Here is a 15,303-nt window from a genome sequence, read left to right as displayed (position 1 = left end):
TATTCTCCGCTCGACCTTAGTCGACTACTTTGGCGGGTATTACTTCGCGCACCGCTTGTTGCTTGCCACCGAAAATATTGGTGCTGTCGTTGCCGGTGCTACAGCCGTTGCCGAAGCTGAAACCACAAGAGGACTTCATGTCGTAGGCGTTTTCGGCGTAGGCCTTATGGCTTGAGGGCACCACGAAGCGATCCTCGTAATTGGCCAGTGCCATGTATCGATACATCTCTTCTACCTGGGCTACGGTCAGGCCAGCCTCTTCCAGCAATTCGCGCTCCTGAATACCGTCCACATGGATGCCGCGCATATAGGCGCGCATCACAATCATGCGTTCCAGGGCTCGGGCCACTGGCTTCTCGTCGCCGGCGGTGAGCAGGTTGGCCAGGTATTGCAGCGGGATACGCAGGGTGGAGAGATCGGGGATCTCGGCGCCGCGACCCACGGTGACGGTTTCCACTTGGCCGGCCTGTACTGCGTTCTGGATCGGAGACAGGGGTGGCACGTACCAAACCATGGGCAAGGTGCGGTATTCCGGGTGCAGCGGCAGGGCGATCTGCCAGTCGATGGCCATCTTGTACACCGGAGATTTCTGCGCAGCTTCGAGCCAGGCTTCGGGGATACCTTCGGCGCGGGCAGCTTCCTGGACCTTGGGATCGCTGGGGTCGAGGAAGATATCGCACTGGGCCTGGTAGAGCGCTTTTTCGTCTTCTACAGAAGCGGCTTCCTCGATGCGGTCTGCGTCATAGAGCAGTACGCCCAGGTAGCGGATACGGCCCACACAGGTCTCGGAGCAGATGGTTGGCTGACCCGCCTCGATACGTGGGTAACAGAAGATACACTTCTCAGATTTACCGGTTTTCCAGTTGTAGTAGATCTTCTTGTAGGGGCAGGCGGATACGCACATGCGCCAGCCGCGACATTTGTCCTGATCGATCAGAACGATGCCGTCTTCTTCGCGCTTGTAGATGGCACCGCTGGGGCACGCAGAAACACAGGCCGGGTTGAGGCAGTGTTCGCACAGGCGCGGCAGGTACATCATGAAGGTGTTTTCAAATTCACCGTAAATATCGGCCTGCACCTGCTCGAAGTTTTTATCCTTTTTACGTTTCTCGAATTCGGTGCCGAGAATCTCTTCCCAGTTGGGGCCCCATTCGATTTTTTCCATACGCTCGCCAGTGATCAGCGAGCGCGGGCGGGCTACCGGTTGGTGTTTCTGCTCCGGTGCCTTATGCAGGTTCTGGTAGTCGAAGTCGAACGGCTCGTAGTAGTCGTCGATCTCCGGCATATCCGGGTTGCCGAACAGGTTGGCTAGTACGCGGTGCTTGCCACCGATCTTCGGCTGCAATTTACCGTTCTTCTTGCGGGTCCAGCCGCCGTTCCATTTGTCCTGGTTCTCCCACTCTTTGGGGTAGCCAACACCGGGTTTGGTTTCGACGTTATTGAACCAGGCGTATTCAACTCCCTCGCGGGAGGTCCACACATTTTTACAGGTCACCGAGCAGGTGTGACAGCCGATACATTTATCGAGGTTCAGCACCATGCCTATCTGGGCTCTAACTTTCATTGCTACACCTCCTCTCGCGTCGGCTCTTTGACGTCTTCACCATCGAGCCAATCGACCTTGTTCATTTTCCTGACCACCACAAATTCATCCCGGTTACAGCCCACAGTGCCGTAGTAGTTGAAGCCGTAGGACTGCTGGGCGTAGCCACCGATCATATGGGTGGGTTTCATCACCGCGCGGGTTACGGAGTTGTGGATACCGCCCCGGGTGCCGGTAGTTTCCGATCCCGGTGTGTTCACGATGCGCTCCTGGGCGTGATACATCATGGCCATACCGTCAGGCACCCGTTGAGATACCACTGCGCGGGCAGCAATGGCGCCGTTGACGTTGAAGATTTCGATCCAGTCGTTGTCTTCAATGCCCGCCAACTTGGCGTCGTACTCACTCATCCACACGATGGGTCCACCGCGAGACAGGGTGAGCATCAGCAGGTTGTCGGAGTAGGTGCTGTGGATGCCCCACTTTTGGTGCGGGGTGATCCAGTTCAGCAGGATCTCCTTGTTACCGTTGGGCTTCTGGTTCAACACCGGTTGCACGGTTTTCAGGTTGATGGGCGGCTTGTACACACACATGTTCTCGCCGAAGTCACGCATCCACTCGTGATCCTGGTAGAACTGCTGGCGGCCGGTGATGGTGCGCCAGGGGATCAACTCGTGCACATTGGTGTAGCCGGCGTTGTAGCTCACATGCTCATCTTCCAGGCCAGACCAGGTGGGCGAGGAGATAATCTTGCGAGGCTGCGCCACGATATCAGCGAAGCGAATTTTTTCGTCTTCCTTGGGTTTGGCCAAATGGGTGTGATCGCGACCGGTAATCTCACCGAGGGCTTCCCAGGCCTTCACAGCTACCTGGCCATTGGTTTCAGGAGCCAGTGACAGGATCATTTCGGCAGCATCCACGGCGCTGTCGATACGAGCGCGGCCGTCGCGGCTTGAATCCTCAGACCAGGTTCGGTTGAGCTTCTTGAGGAAGTCCACCTCGTCATCGGTATTCCAGTTGATGCCCTTACCGCCGTTGCCGAGTTTCTCCAGCAGCGGGCCGATTGAGGTAAAGCGGTTGTAGGTCTCGGGGTAGTTGCGTTCCACCTCGATCATGCTCGGCGCAGTTACGCCGGGGATCAGGTCGCACTCGCCTTTCCACCAAGCCTGTACACCGAACGGCTGGGCGATTTCTCCGGGGGTATCATGGTGGATCGGCAGAGTCACCAGATCCTTTTCCACCCCCAGGTGGCCATCGGTCAGGTTGGAGAATTCCTTCGCTATGCCTTTGAAAATTTCCCAGTCACTTCGCGCTTCCCAGGCCGGGTCCACCGCCTTGGTGAGCGGGTGAATAAAGGGGTGCATGTCCGAGGTGTTGAGGTCGTCCTTCTCATACCAGGTGGCCGTCGGCAGCACTATGTCGGAGTAGAGACAGGTGGTGGACATACGGAAGTCCAGTGTCACCAACAGGTCCAACTTGCCTTCACTGGGCGTATCGTGCCAGGCCACGTCTTCTGGTTTTTTGCCGCCTTCTTCACCCAGGTCTTTGCCCAGCAAACCGTGCTTGGTACCGAGCAGGTGGCGCAGCATGTACTCGTGGCCCTTACCAGAGGAGCCGAGCAGGTTGGAGCGCCAGATAAACATATTGCGCGGGAAGTTCTGCGGGTTATCCGGGTCCTGGTTGGCGAATTTGAGCGCACCGCGCTTGAGCTGCTGCACCGTATAGTCTTTGGCAGTCATACCGGCGGCAGCGGCATCTTTGGTGAGCTGCAGCGGGTTCATACCCAGCTGCGGCGCAGAGGGCAGCCAGCCCATACGCTCGGCGCGGCTGTTGTAGTCGATAATGGACGCCTGCCACTTGCTCTTGTCGGCCAGCGGCGAAACCACCTCGTCCATCTCCAGCTTCTCATAGCGCCATTGGCTGGCGTGGTTATAGAAGAAGGAGGTGCCGTTCATATGACGCGGTGGTCGCTGCCAGTCGAGGGCAAAGGTAAGCGGGGTCCAGCCGGTTTGCGGGCGCAGTTTTTCCTGCCCCACATAGTGGGCCCAACCACCGCCGCTCTGGCCGATACAACCGCACATCATCAGCATATTGATGATCCCGCGGTAGTTCATATCCATGTGGTACCAGTGGTTGAGTCCGGCACCCAGAATTACCATGGAGCGTCCACGGGTCTTGTCGGCGGTGTTGGCAAACTCACGGGCAACCTGGATGACATTCTCACGACGACAACCGGTCACCTTTTCCTGCCAGGCGGGTGTGTAGGGCTTGTCTTCGTCGTAGCTCTGAGCACAGTTGGGGTCGTCGAGACCGTGCTCGACACCGTAGTTCGCCAGGGTCAGGTCGTAAACGCTGGCTACTTTTAGAATCTCGCCATCTTTGTTTTGAACAAGCTTCACCGGCACCTTGTAGTCGATTACTTCATCGTGTTCGGTGTGCTGGAAGTAATTGTGCTCGTGGGTCTGGCCGCCGAAATAGGGGAAGGCGACCTGTGCGATTTCATCGGCGCAGTCTTTGAGGCTGAGCTTCAGCTCCAACTCTTCGCCACTGCGACCATCGCGCTGCTCAATATTCCACTTGCCACGGCCTTCTTTCGCTGAGGGCTCTCCCCAGCGATAACCCATGGAGCCCTGAGGGGAAACCAGCTGGCCATCGTGATTAACACCGATGGTTTTCCATTCTGGGTTGTTATCCTGGCCGAGGTTATCCGCCAAGTCAGAGGCGCGCAGGAATCGGCCCTGTACCAGCTTGCCGTCGCGCTCTTCCAGGGTCACCAACATCGGCATATCGGTAGTGGTGCGCACATACTCGGTGAAGTAGGCGCTGGGCTTGTCGACGTGGAATTCTTTCAGGATCACATGGCCAAAGGCCATCGCCAGAGCCGCATCGGTACCCTGGCGCGGTGCCAGCCAGGTGTCGCCAAACTTGGAGCACTCTGAGTAGTCAGGGGTGACCACACAGGTTTTGGCACCCTTGTAACGTACTTCACTGAGGAAATGCGCATCCGGGGTACGGGTTTGAGGCACATTGGAGCCCCATACGATCAGGTAGTTGGAGTTGTACCAGTCGGCGGACTCGGGTACGTCGGTTTGCTCACCCCAGACCTGCGGTGAGGCGGGCGGCAGGTCACAGTACCAGTCGTAGAAACTCAGGCAGTTGCCGCCGATCAGAGACAGATAACGGGCACCAGCGGCGTAAGACACCATGGACATAGCGGGAATCGGCGAGAAGCCGGTCACCCGGTCGGGACCGTATTTCTTGGTGGTGTAGACGTTGGAAGCGGCAATCAGCTCGTTAACTTCATCCCACTTGATCCTCACAAAGCCGCCCATACCGCGGCGCTCTTTGTAGGACTGCGCCTTGGCCGGGTCTTCGACAATACTGGCCCAGGCCTCCACCGGATCGCTGTGTCTCAACTTGGCTTCGCGCCAGAGTTTTACCAGACGTTTGCGGATCTTCGGGTACTTGAGGCGATTGGCCGAGTACATATACCAGGAGTAGCTGGCACCACGGGGGCAACCACGAGGCTCGTGGTTGGGCAGGTCCGGGCGGGTGCGCGGGTAGTCGGTCTGCTGGGTTTCCCATGTGACCAGGCCGTCTTTGACGTAGATCTTCCAGCTGCAAGAGCCGGTACAGTTCACCCCGTGGGTGGAGCGCACAATCTTGTCGAACTGCCAGCGACGACGGTAGCCATCTTCCCAGCTGCGGTCGTCATTCGTCTTTTCCCCGTGTCCTCCGGAAAAGGGCTCTTTTTGTTTCTTCAGATATTTCAGTCGGTCCAGGAAATGGCTCATGCGGTACTCCCAGGGCATCGGCATGCGGTTAAAGCATCGGTTTACCGGGAATATAAAAGGGAGGGACGGCAGGATCACCTGACCAAAAAGGGGTAGAAAAGCGACGAACTACCCCCGAATGGGTAGGGAAACGACGCCAGGGGGCCGCTATGGTGGAGCCCTACCCCAGCAATAACAGGGCCTCTGTGCAAAAAACAGGCGCCAGGTTAAATTATGTGCAAAACTGGCGATCTTTAGTGGTACCCACAACTTTGTGCGCCAATGGACGGCACAATAGAGATCAGCCATCCACAACCGCCCCAGGGCGAAGTGAATCCGATATGCTGAACCGAATTCGACAGTCCATCGTCTACCGCATCGGCACCCTGATGCTGCTCACTGTGCTGGTAGCACTGAGCTCTATGGTGGCGTCCTATATTATCTCCGATGCCGCCGAAAACGATGCCGCCGCCGTTAACCTCGCCGGCTCATTGCGGGCTATGAGCTACCGACTTGCGGCCACCGCACCCTCCGGGGATGTCGAAACCACAGCTGAGTTGGCAGACGAGGTGACCGCACGCCTGACCCGGGTACTCAGCATTTCCGACTTCACCGCCAGCGATAACCTGCCCGCAGCCCGCAATTACCGCAAGGTAATCGAAAGCTGGGAGGGCGAAATCCGCCCACTGCTGGAGTCCATTGCCGCCGGGCGCACTTCTATGGACTCCTTGCAGTTAGCCAACCGTCTGGAGCCCTTTATCAGTGATGTGGACACACTGGTGTTTGATTATCAGACCATCGCCGAGGAAAAAATAAGCCTGCTGCGTTTGGTGCAGGTGGGGTCACTATTTGCCATTGTAACCCTGGTGTATCTCTCCCTGTGCATATTGCACCGCTCTGTGGAGCAGCCTCTAAAGCAGCTGACCAATCGCTCCCTGAGCATCGCCCAGGGAGACTTCAACCAAAACCGCCTGGAGATTAACAGCGAGGACGAGCTGGGGGTTTTAGCACGCACCATCAATTATATGAGCGATGAAATTCATGCGACTCACCGGGATCTTGCCCATCGCGTGGAGTTGAAAACCTCACAGTTACAGAAGAGCCATGAGGCATTGGACTTCCAGTACCGCTTGGCTCGGCGGATCAGCGAAGGCCCACTCTCGGGAGCGGAATTGGGCCAGTGGCTGGGAGAGTTCGCCAATGTCGCCAGCTTGAATAACCTCGACCTATGTCTGATGACACCGGAGGGGGAAGCGCCCTATGAACATTTGGTTCAAGGACTCGGTAATGCCCAGTGCACAGGCAGTGAATGCCATATCTGCGTAAACACCTGCGGCCCCTCTGATGAAGACCAACAGCGCGTGTACCGATTCCCACTGGAAGTGGACAAACGCAATTACGGTGTACTCACCTGCACCCTACCCCGAGGTGAGAGCCTTGATGAAGAACAGCAGCAACGCTTGGCTACCTTTGCCGACAGTGTCACTGCGGCCATCGCCATTAATGAGCGAGAGGCTCAGGAGCGCCGTGTTGCCCTACTGGACGAGCGCGCGATCATCGCCCGGGAGCTACACGATTCCCTGGCCCAATCCCTGTCCTATCTGAAAATTCAGGTTACCCGACTCAACCGCGCCAATCGCAGTGAGCAGGTGGACAAGTCCAAGGTAGAGGAGATTATTACCGAGCTGAAAGAGGGCCTGGATTCCTCTTACCGCCAGCTGCGCGAACTGCTCACCACCTTCCGACTGCAAATAGGTCCCGGCGGCCTGCGCAGTATCCTGGAGCAATCTATCCTCGCTTACCGGGAGCAGCACCCGCAGATTAACGTCCTGCTGGACTACCATCTGGACGAAGTACCACTAACTCCCCACGAGGAAATTCACCTGTTACAACTGGTGCGCGAGGCCTCGCAAAATGCTGTGTACCACTCCCAGGGCGATATGGTGCAGATCAGCCTGACCCAAGCCGACAACCACTCCCTCAATGTACGCATCCTCGACAACGGCATCGGTATCAGCAACGCGCCGGAGAAACGCAATCACTTCGGTATGTCGATCATGCAAGAGCGCGCCAGCAACCTGAATGGCAATCTGAATATCCGCCGCCGCGACGAAGGGGGCACCGAAGTGCGCTTCAACTTTATTCCCCTCTACGCCCGCGAGCGGGAATTGGTGTGGAAAGACGTGGGGTGATAACTCTCTACCTTTATGAAAGGTCACTCGGAACGAACACATTAGTGCCGCCCCTATCATTCGAAATCCGCCAGTATCTTTATTACTAAAAAGGGAGAAGGAGAGAATACACCGCGCTCGGGACCCTATGAGGCATGGATGCCGATTAGGAGCTTGCAGGGATGTATTCACTGCGTGTCTCGAGTGCGGTGTATTCTTTCCTTCCACCCCAGTAGTAACTATCTTCAACGACCTTATTACCTATCCAAGCGCTCTCCCATCCTGAAGCTTCTCCGACACCCAAGTAGCTATCGTCAAAAATACTGACTCTTAAATTGACCCCCAAGGGCCAATAGCGAGCCCATATGCTACAAGTACTTATCGCTAGCCTATCCCGTGATTCACACCGATGACATTGGTGAATATCAGCCCCCTCGATGGCCTGGCACCCAACCATTCCATCAAGCAATGACTATATCGATTTAATAGAGAGGAGAGGTTTATGAAACTGAGTTCATTGCCCAGAGCCACTTTCTTAATGTTGGCAGTATTTCTGCTGGCTTATTCTGCATTCACGATTTCCGATAGCCATAACAAAAAAGAGAAAGATCCATCAGCTGCCAAGCATGGGGCTGGTGGTGAGAAAGCCTGGTCCAAAGCGGGCAATGACAAGATGTTCACCATCTTTAAATCTGACTTAACCACCGCTAATGAGAATATGCTCGGCAAGAAGGTGAATCCGCAAACCCCCAAAGATGCCGATGGCTTCTTTATTGGCGCCTACGACAAACAGTCACATATGCTGCACTTTATGGTGGGTTACAGCGATCTATCAAAGGGCGGGGTGGCAATGTCGCACTTCCATATGCAATGTGCAGGCGATGGCAAAGAGCCCCCTATTTGCAAGCCGGGTAAACCCAGTGGCCCAATTATTCAAACTATCTGCGGAATGCCCAATCACCCGGGCATGGTTCCCGACTGGCCAGAGACTAAAACTGACAAGGGCAAGCACGGCCTGGCAAAAAAATGTGCTGAAGGCACCAGTGGATATATCATGGGTAAGTGGATGGTGGAGGAGCCCTATCGCAAGGCGCTAATGGATGGGAAGGTCTTTGTTAACTTGCATACCCAGCTGGACCCCAAAGGTGAGGTTTCCGGCCTGCTAACAATGGATAAGTAGATTGCAAATTTACTGACGCATCTATAAGCCAGAGTTTACTGCTGAGACAAGAAAAGCTGGGCTTCGTTATGTACAAGCCCAGCTTTTTTATATCTACCTAAAAATTGTTAATTAACAAAAATCAGAATTTTGCTGTAAGCATCAACCAGAGCTTATCGGTATCCTCACTGTATTCATCTGCATCGTAAGCGGCATACTTTACCAACGCTGAGAAATATTCATTAAACTCGTGACCATAACTGATATTCCATTCAGTCCCGTAATCTGCTGAACCTTCATTGGCCTCAAAACTGTGGTAAGTAATTCCCAAATCTCCCCCGGAAAGCGCCAGGCTGGCACCGAGATATAAATCTTCAACACCATCTGCTGGAGTTTCAATGAACCTATCTGTGTAGCCTTGGAATTTGTGTAGTGTCGCCAGTGGTGTGCTAAAACCCACACCGTCGTCAGAACCCAGAACTTCATAACCCAATTTGCCTTTTACTGGCCCTAATGGAGCGGCAACTTCAGCAAGGTAATAGTCGGCTGCAAAATTACTGGGATTATTGCCGATATCCTCCTGGCGGGCATAACTCAGCTGAGTTTCAAACAGGCCAAAATCTCCCCGGTAAGCGGCACCGAAAGTACGGGATGAGAAGCTCTCAGCGTTATCCAGGTCCAAGTTGTAGAAGAAGGCAGTTAACTTATGCGCTTCTACCAATGGATAGCTGGCATGAAACAGTTGAATATCCCCATCCAGGTCCGATAAGTCACTGTCTTCACCAAAAATACGGTTTACGTTGTAGATATAGCTGTAATCCAGCTGTAACTCCCCTTCCCCGCCAAATTGGTAACGCAGGCCGTCATACGTCTGTTCATTCTGGCGCCAACCCACGCCACCGATAAAGCGCTGATCATCCAGGTTAATTCGCTGTCGACCAGCAATCACCATAGAGTTAAAACCACTGTACTTTAAGTAAGCTTGATTAACCTCTGTGCCCTGGGGGTCGGCAACCACGGGGTGCTCGGTATTGCCATTCACGGTGGAATTGTAATTGTCGTTGCCAATTTCACTAATGTTATCCACTTCAAAAAACGCATCAAAACCACGGTAACTGCCACTGGTCCAATTCAGGCGGGTTCTCAAGGTTGAGGCGATAGCAACATCGTCCATATTGTCCTGATCAACATTTTCTATCCGGTAGCGAAGATTTACCCCCGCCTGCCCTGAAGTCAGGGCATCAGTGAGTGTGGCGCTTTCATTCTCTGCTGCAATTCCCTGAGAGCCGGAAATGCCAAGGATGATGGCCGCGATTACGGTGGATAATTTCTGTTGTTTCATTCGCCGTTCCTTTGCAAAAATATTTTGGGTGGAAGGCAACTGCACAAATATGATCGAAACTATTACCGATCACAGCAGTTATCCCAGTGCGAGTGAATTATGCAGGCGGAGTACCCAGCGATTTATTGATGTATATCAGATTGATGCCTCGCTTTTAGAAAGATTTACCGGAGGTTTATGAATAAAAATTTCTTACGGGAAAGAATATTGATTAAGCGCAGTTGAAAATACAAAGCTGGCGGCTACTAACAAAAAACGAAATAGCTTTCATATTTACCAGAAAAATTAATGGGATTAAAAACTTGTGAAAGTAATGCCAGCTGCTAAAAGTTATATTCAAATTCGCTCCAGCAATGAAAACAAAAGGGAAAGACAATCATGCCTGACTACACCACCTCTTTCTTAAGCCCTGTCACTCAGGAAGAAGCTTACCGGGCAGTTGCTGAAAAGATGTCCCAATGGTGGACGCCAACTAGCGGCCCTTTCCTGGCAGTGGGTGATACCGCCAAGACCGGATTTGGTGGCGAGTCCTACTGGGTGTTTCGCGCCAAAGCTTTGGTGCCGCAGAAGTTAATCGAACTTGAGTGTGTAGAGTCTTATATGGTTTCTGAGCAGGTTGATGATCCCCAAGAGTGGCAAGGCAGTACTCTTCGCTTTGAATTTGCTAGCGAACCCGGTGGTACCCGCCTCACCTTTACCCATATCGGTCTCTCGCCAGAGATGAAATGCTGGAAGATGTGCAAAAGCGGATGGGATTACTATTTGCCAGGAAGTCTTCAGGATTACCTCAAAGATGGGACTGGCAAACCAAATAGCTATTAGTGAGGTAAACGTGCCCCGCAAATGCGGGGAACAAAAGGTGTGAAAGCAGGGCTTTTAATCGCCTTCCGGTTTACCGCTGCATCTACAGAGAACACTAAAACTCTAACCTATTGTTTTTAAACAACTTTTCGACGGCTTTGGCAATATCTCAGGGCTGGGGCAACCCAGCCCCTTGTACCTAACATCGGGCTTTCTTTTCTCTTAGCAGTTCTCAACCACTACTCGCCACTGATCCTCTCCCACTTGGTTCAAACCGATGGTCACTCCTGTTATCTGACGCACGACTTCGATATTGGTCAAGAGGTGGAGGCTCGGCTTCAGGGTAGTGAAGCTTCCACCAGCCCCCAGCACCAATGGGAGTATAAGCTGGTCGGCCAGATGTTCGCCCACTGGCACGTCGGCGTGCATATAGCGTTGCATCTGCCGAATTGCGCGATCGGCAACGCGCTCAGCGCTAACACCCTGCTCCCCCATAGCCTCAAGCACCTCAGTCACTTGCTGGGACTTCAGACGCAGGGAGAGTACATTGCCAGGCCCTTGGGACTTCACCTGCCTTTGATGCAGACGCTCCGATCGCCATTCGCACTTCTTTCGTACCTGCGCCAGCTCCCGCTGGGCCACATGAGCAGGAATATGGGCCGAGGTCGCCACAGCTTCAGCATTCAGAAGTTCACCCCGTTCTGTCAGCTCCAGTTTTGACCACTGCGATAGCGGCTGGATACGTGTGCGCCATGAACCACCCCCGGCAGGATAGAAACCATAATCATCCAGGGCCACCTCCACACCAGCGCCCATACGAGCCAATAGGGGCAAATATGCCTGGGCTATAAAATCAAAGCTAGGAGCCTTTTTATTGTGAGTGCCGCCTTCAAGACACAGCTCACTGACACCATCGGACAATAACAGCGGTAGCAACACGGTTTGAAACACCAAACTGGTACTTCCGGCCGAGCCAATAGGAAAGTGGTATTTACCGGGACGCACTTTTCCCGGTGCAAAAGTAATTTCCGAAGCACCCAATTGTTCGCCGCTGACTTCGGCATGGCTAATTGCTTTGGCTGCTCGCAAGCAGGCTAGGTGCTGACGCAACAAACCGGTTTTTTTACGACCTGCTCGAATATTCTTAATTCGAACCGGTACCCCTAAACAAACAGACAAGGTGAGGGAAGTCCGCAAAATCTGTCCGCCGCCCTCCCCCTGGGCGCCGTCTATCTCAATCACTGTTTAATTCCTTAAAATTTACATCTTTTTTTGGTGAATGGCGCCTTTAAGCCGTAGGACGTAACTTCACCAACTCATTCATCACCCCATCGAGACCGCCATATACGGAAATTTTATCGATGCGGGTACTGACCCGTTCCAAAGCTTCCAGTTCTTTCAAGCGCAACAATACCGGGTTGTTATCCATCAGCTTGGCGGTATTGTGCAGAGATCTCATTGCTTGGGTTTCTTCTCTGCGCTTAATCAGATTTGCCTCAGATTCCTTCTGCGCTTCTACAACCTGATTGAGGATCATCTTCATATCGCCGGGCAAAATAATATCCTTAACCCCGACACTGGTAAGCTCGATACCATATTTCGCCAGCTTGTCGCGGATGCCAGTCGCAATCACAATATTCAACCTGTCCTTATCAGCCAGAAGGCTATCCAGGGTTTGAGTACCCACTGCCTCGCGCAAGTGCAGCTGCAATTCGCGATAAATAAAACCTGTACTATCGCTGAGCTTTAGCGCTACTTTTTTTGCATCGGCAATTTTGTAAGCACCAGTCAAGTTGATACGCAGGCTGACCCGATCCTTGGTCAGGATTTCCTGGCCGCTGACTTCGATGGTTTTCAACCGCAAGTCCAGTACCTTGACCTCGATAGAGCGGTTGTATTTCCAGTAGCCATAACAGCCGGGCTGTAACACCTTTTCCAACTTACCGTTGACCATTAACAGGCCCACGTGCTCATCGGGAATCTCGTTGTAGCTTACCGCCTGAAGGGCGGTGCGCATTTGTCCAGCACGTACACCTCGCCCCAGTAAGCCCAGGACTTTTTTATCGATGGCGTATTCCTCAGAGATGTCCAGGATTTCCACCCGCACGGATTCACCGCCCTTCCACACAGCACGAAAAGTACCCGGTGGCAAAATATCGACCAAGTGATTATCCCGGTAAAACAATCCCACCTGATGGTCTGACAATTCATAGGATTGCAGGTAGTCACCAAGGATCTCACCATAGGTGTTTAACAAAAATTTGGCTTTGATTTCACCGAATACCACATCGGTAATATCGTAAGTTTCTGCCCGTACATCACCGGACAATAGGGATATACGATGGCTGCCAGGTGGCAGCACCCCTTCAAAACGGTTGCGGCGAAATAGCAGCACTCGCTCGCTATCCGCAACATCCACGTTCTTCCATATTTTGAACAGAGATATCATGGTTCTTATCTTTTATTCCATTTCTATACTGCGCTACCCCATTGGGCCGCAAGGGTGGGGCCCGTCCAGCGAAAGGTGGTAAACCGTTTGTGCCGAGCGGGGCCCAGCGGCAGAGGACTTACGATTTCCCCCACATGGCTCCCCCTGAGCCTGCAGCCAAAATCCTTGGCCAGGAGACACAATCATAAATCTTGCCGCTGGATCGCACAGGGCAGACCCACGATTAACGACACAGTTGCCAGAATGCCTCCGCAGTAAATCGCTAAATCCTATTTACCGTATCGAGAGGCTATCGGACCCCGGGTAGATTTTTAATGGGGAGTCGAACCCCAGGCTCTCGCCTCTTTCCAGGTCGTTTGGATAACGATGGGACTTTGGCAGGAATCGAACCTGCTACCAATCGATAAGTTATCGACTGCTCTACCAAATGAGCTACAAAGTAGGCGTTTGAACTTCTATCCCGTGGGTACACCTGCCGCCATAGGCGGTGGTGCCGGGCCGGGATTCAGAACCGGCTCCGCTGACGGGCTAAAGGCCTCAAACTCGGTTGCGGCAACCCGGCGAATTCGCCCGGCGGCCTTCATACTTTAGCAATTGCCTTAGTTCGGCCGATCCCTGGCCTAAAACGCGTCAGCCTTTGACGCAAACCACTTGCTTGAGGGTGTAGACGATTTCCACCAGGTCTTTCTGTGCTGCCATAACCTTTTCTATAGGTTTGTAGGCCGATGGGGTTTCATCGATCACACCCTCGTCTTTTCGGCATTCCACATCGGCGGTGGCCGCGCGATGCTCTTCCAGGGAGACCAGCTTTTTGGCCTTGGTACGGGACATCACTCGTCCGGCCCCATGGCTACAGCTACAGAAGCTTTCTTCGTTACCCAGCCCCCACACAATAAATGACTTGGCCCCCATACTACCGGGAATAATACCCATTTCACCGGCACGCGCTCTTACAGCGCCTTTCCGGGTCACCAACACATCTTTGCCATAATGATGCTCACGGGAAACGTAATTGTGGTGACAATTCACCGCTTCCATCCGTGCCTCAAAATCCATCCCCAGGGCCTGCTTCACCGCGCTAATAGTTCGCACCATCATTACTTCGCGATTGATACGGGCAAACTCCTGCGCCCACTCCACCGCCTGCACATAGTCATCAAAGTGCTCTGTACCTTCCGGGAAATAGGCCAGGTCACTGTCCGGTAAGTGGATATGCCAGCGCTCCATATCCCGCTTGGCTTTCTCAATAAAGTAAGTGCCTATTCGATTTCCCACTCCCCGAGAGCCACTATGCAACATCAACCACACGCTACCCTGTTCATCCAGGCACATCTCGATAAAGTGATTGCCTGTACCAAGTGTTCCCAAGTGATTAATATTATTAGTATTTTTTAATACCGGATGCCTCTCTTTGAGCAGTTCAAACTGGGCGGCTAGAGGCGCCCAACCGGCAAGTGCATCGTCCGGTGGATTCTCCCAGGCCCCCTTGTCCCGCCCTCTCCCCCGGTGCCGGCCAGTGCGGCCGTGGGGCACGGCGCGTTCGATGGCGCTGCGCACTCCAGCCAGGTTGTCCGGCAGTTGCCCCGCCGTCAGACTGGTGCGAACCGCCATCATGCCGCAACCAATATCCACCCCTACGGCAGCGGGAATTACTGCCCCCAGAGTTGGGACCACACTGCCAATGGTGGCGCCTTTGCCAAGATGTACATCGGGCATCGCCGCAACCCATTTATGGACGAATGGCATCTGCGAGATATTTTTGAGCTGCGCTTTGGCCTCATCTTCAAAAGGCACACCCAGGGTCCAGGACTTAATCGGTACCCCACCTGCCTGCATCACTTCATATGGCATTGGTTTCATCTTCCACTCCTTTTGAAACCGCGCTTGGTATTCATGTGTTTCATTTAGTTATTGATATAGCGAATTGGGTGCCAACTTTTGCAGACAACTGAAAAATTCTTTTAACTTATTGTTTTTTAAAGATTTATTTTTCATCTCAGGAGTTTTTAGTAGATTTCTTGAGACAAGTAATTCATGAATATCTATCTTTTTTGATAGTTAAATT

The 15,303-nt window shown here is 53.2% G+C and carries 10 protein-coding genes and 1 tRNA gene; 3 read left to right on the top strand and 8 right to left on the bottom strand.

The genetic code is table 11. From position 1 onward, the window contains the following. Window positions 1-16 precede the first annotated feature (16 nt). Together narH and ACJJI8_RS06835 are read right to left on the bottom strand one after the other, a co-directional pair. Window positions 17-1,564 (bottom strand): nitrate reductase subunit beta, encoded by a 1,548-nt coding sequence (gene narH / locus ACJJI8_RS06840; protein WP_444918740.1) that lies wholly within the window; start codon window positions 1,562-1,564, stop codon window positions 17-19. A 2-nt stretch (window positions 1,565-1,566) separates the two neighbouring features. Then, a complete protein-coding gene (locus ACJJI8_RS06835) occupies window positions 1,567-5,337 on the bottom strand; it encodes a nitrate reductase subunit alpha (RefSeq protein ID WP_444934613.1) in 3,771 nt (1,256 codons plus the stop codon). A 320-nt stretch (window positions 5,338-5,657) separates the two neighbouring features. Between ACJJI8_RS06835 and ACJJI8_RS06830 the strand changes: the two genes are divergently transcribed. Beyond that, on the top strand, window positions 5,658-7,508 hold the full coding sequence (locus ACJJI8_RS06830) for a histidine kinase (protein WP_444934612.1): 1,851 nt from the start codon (window positions 5,658-5,660) through the stop codon (window positions 7,506-7,508). Window positions 7,509-7,989: 481 nt separating this feature from the next. Beyond that, window positions 7,990-8,667 (top strand): CHRD domain-containing protein, encoded by a 678-nt coding sequence (locus tag ACJJI8_RS06825; protein ID WP_413663990.1) that lies wholly within the window; start codon window positions 7,990-7,992, stop codon window positions 8,665-8,667. Window positions 8,668-8,788: 121 nt separating this feature from the next. On the opposite strand, the gene ACJJI8_RS06820 is transcribed toward ACJJI8_RS06825, so the two are convergent. Beyond that, a complete protein-coding gene (locus tag ACJJI8_RS06820; RefSeq protein ID WP_444934611.1) occupies window positions 8,789-9,988 on the bottom strand; it encodes an alginate export family protein in 1,200 nt (399 codons plus the stop codon). A gap of 378 nt (window positions 9,989-10,366) precedes the next feature. On the opposite strand from ACJJI8_RS06820, the gene ACJJI8_RS06815 reads away from it, so the two are divergent. Further along, window positions 10,367-10,810, top strand: coding sequence for an SRPBCC family protein (locus tag ACJJI8_RS06815; RefSeq protein WP_444892517.1), 444 nt, complete (start codon window positions 10,367-10,369; stop codon window positions 10,808-10,810). A 201-nt stretch (window positions 10,811-11,011) separates the two neighbouring features. Here ACJJI8_RS06815 and rtcA read toward each other — a convergent pair whose 3' ends face one another. The 5 genes from rtcA to ACJJI8_RS06790 all read right to left on the bottom strand — a co-directional run bounded on the left by rtcA (window position 11,012) and on the right by ACJJI8_RS06790 (window position 15,098). Continuing rightward, complete coding sequence (rtcA, locus tag ACJJI8_RS06810; protein ID WP_444934610.1) at window positions 11,012-12,031, bottom strand: RNA 3'-terminal phosphate cyclase; 1,020 nt, start codon at window positions 12,029-12,031, stop codon at window positions 11,012-11,014. A gap of 46 nt (window positions 12,032-12,077) precedes the next feature. Further along, window positions 12,078-13,238 carry a slipin family protein gene (locus ACJJI8_RS06805; RefSeq protein WP_444934609.1) on the bottom strand — a complete coding sequence of 387 codons (1,161 nt, stop codon included), beginning with the start codon at window positions 13,236-13,238 and terminating at the stop codon, window positions 12,078-12,080. A gap of 369 nt (window positions 13,239-13,607) precedes the next feature. Continuing rightward, a tRNA-Ser gene (locus ACJJI8_RS06800) sits at window positions 13,608-13,679 on the bottom strand. Between the two features lie 14 nt (window positions 13,680-13,693). Next, window positions 13,694-13,822, bottom strand: coding sequence for a hypothetical protein (locus ACJJI8_RS06795; RefSeq protein ID WP_444915049.1), 129 nt, complete (start codon window positions 13,820-13,822; stop codon window positions 13,694-13,696). A 46-nt stretch (window positions 13,823-13,868) separates the two neighbouring features. After that, complete coding sequence (locus ACJJI8_RS06790; RefSeq protein ID WP_444934608.1) at window positions 13,869-15,098, bottom strand: RtcB family protein; 1,230 nt, start codon at window positions 15,096-15,098, stop codon at window positions 13,869-13,871. Between the last annotated feature and the right edge of the window lie 205 nt (window positions 15,099-15,303).

This window comes from Microbulbifer maximicatervae (SeqCode), from assembly GCF_052467695.1.
The sequence above is the reverse complement of the archived record's forward strand: the minus strand, read 5'-3'. Positions and strand labels throughout refer to the sequence as shown.

What these genes read in the sequence shown, in the direction of transcription:
- ACJJI8_RS06820 (WP_444934611.1), bottom strand. Translation starts at nt 9,988, where the DNA reads ATGAAACAACAGAAATTATCCACCGTAATCGCGGCCATCATCCTTGGC.
- ACJJI8_RS06835 (WP_444934613.1), bottom strand. Translation starts at nt 5,337, where the DNA reads ATGAGCCATTTCCTGGACCGACTGAAATATCTGAAGAAACAAAAAGAG.
- ACJJI8_RS06830 (WP_444934612.1), top strand. Translation starts at nt 5,658, where the DNA reads ATGCTGAACCGAATTCGACAGTCCATCGTCTACCGCATCGGCACCCTG.
- ACJJI8_RS06805 (WP_444934609.1), bottom strand. Translation starts at nt 13,238, where the DNA reads ATGATATCTCTGTTCAAAATATGGAAGAACGTGGATGTTGCGGATAGC.
- ACJJI8_RS06795 (WP_444915049.1), bottom strand. Translation starts at nt 13,822, where the DNA reads ATGAAGGCCGCCGGGCGAATTCGCCGGGTTGCCGCAACCGAGTTTGAG.
- ACJJI8_RS06815 (WP_444892517.1), top strand. Translation starts at nt 10,367, where the DNA reads ATGCCTGACTACACCACCTCTTTCTTAAGCCCTGTCACTCAGGAAGAA.
- narH (WP_444918740.1), bottom strand. Translation starts at nt 1,564, where the DNA reads ATGAAAGTTAGAGCCCAGATAGGCATGGTGCTGAACCTCGATAAATGT.
- ACJJI8_RS06825 (WP_413663990.1), top strand. Translation starts at nt 7,990, where the DNA reads ATGAAACTGAGTTCATTGCCCAGAGCCACTTTCTTAATGTTGGCAGTA.
- ACJJI8_RS06790 (WP_444934608.1), bottom strand. Translation starts at nt 15,098, where the DNA reads ATGAAACCAATGCCATATGAAGTGATGCAGGCAGGTGGGGTACCGATT.